Consider the following 1427-nt stretch of genomic DNA (forward strand, 5'->3'; position numbering starts at 1 on the left):
CGCTCGTCGTGCCCGGAGAACCGAAATAGATGATCCGGCATTGGAAGGCCGGACGTGACAAGCACGTCCCTCCGAAAAAACGGACCTGACAAGCACGTCCCTCCGAATGCTGAGTCGCCAAGGGAGGTTGCGACGCCAATCTCGCTCAGGTGGCGACGGGGGCGCTGCGGGTCAGCTCGCGATAAATGCGCTGGGCCTCGGGAAACGGTTCCAGGGCGCGGTCGAGGATTCCCAGCGTGTACGCGATGGTCACGCCGTAGTTGCAGATCGGAAGCCCTGCCCGCCGACAGAGCTCCATTCGTGTGAGGACCTCCCGCCTGTTCCACATGCAGGCCCCACAGTGCACGAGCAATCGATAGGGAGACAGATCTTCCGGGAAATCGTGGCCCTGCACGGTCGTGAAATGGAGTTTCCCACCCACCCGTTCCTGGAGCCAGCGTGGAATCTTTTCCCGGCCGATGTCATCCACAATGGGATGGTGACTGCACGATTCGGCGACAAGGACGTGATCTCCCGGCCGTAAACGATCGATCGCCAGAGCTCCCCGCACGAATTCGCTGAGGTCCCCTTTTTGACGGGCAAGAAGAATGGAAAAAGATGTCATCTTAACGTGCGGCGGAGTCACTCGCGCAACATGGGCGAAAGCCTGGCTGTCGGTTACGACCAACGCTGGCGGCTCCGCCAGAGACTGGATCGCCCGCGCCAGCTCAAAGTCCCGACAGACCATGGCCAGCACTCCATGATCCAGCAGTTCACGCAGGGTCAGCACCTGCGGCTGGATAAGCCGTCCTTTGGGTGCCTCCTTGTCGATCGGCACAACCAGCACCACAATCTGCCCGGGCTGCACCAGATCGGCGATCAGCGGTGAACTGTTGATGAAGTCTTCCGGCGCATTCCGGATGAGGGCTTCGCGAAGTGATTCCAGTCCCTCGTGTCTGATTGCCGCTGTGAAAACGTAGGGGACTTTCTGCTGATCCAGTTGGGCAAGGAGTGCGGCATCGGGACGGGCGACGTCGGCCTTGTTGAACACGACGATGACAGGGATGCGACGCTGACGAAACTCGGCCAGCAGTTGCTCTTCAAAAACGTCCCATCGACCGCCATCAACCACCAGCAGTGCCAGGTCAGTCCGGTCAAAGACCTGCCGGGTTTTCTTGACCCGCATGGCCCCGAGGGCGCCTTCGTCGTCCACACCCGCCGTATCAATGAATAGCACCGGCCCCAGAGGCAGCATTTCCATCGGTTTTTCGACGGGGTCGGTGGTGGTCCCCGCCACGTCGGAGACAATTGACACCTGCTGCCGCGTGAGCATGTTCAGCAGGGCCGACTTTCCGGCGTTCCGCCGACCAAAGATTCCAATGTGGAGCCGAAAACTTTTTGGAGCGGGACGATATTCCGTCATAGAGTGTTCCTAAACTGCCACAAAT

General features: G+C 59.9%; 1 protein-coding gene. It reads right to left on the bottom strand.

The annotated features are described in order from the left end of the window. Nucleotides 1-145 precede the first annotated feature (145 nt). Entirely contained in the window at nt 146-1402 is a 1257-nt protein-coding gene (gene hydF, locus H5U08_RS18720; RefSeq protein WP_297036643.1) for a [FeFe] hydrogenase H-cluster maturation GTPase HydF, read from the bottom strand. Nucleotides 1403-1427 lie beyond the last annotated feature (25 nt).

It is taken from the genome of Thermogutta sp., assembly GCF_014359955.1.
Lineage (GTDB): Bacteria > Planctomycetota > Planctomycetia > Pirellulales > Thermoguttaceae > Thermogutta.

Bases quoted from the DNA above. Each gene is read 5' to 3' on its own strand.
- hydF (WP_297036643.1), bottom strand. From the start codon at position 1,402: ATGACGGAATATCGTCCCGCTCCAAAAAGTTTTCGGCTCCACATTGGA.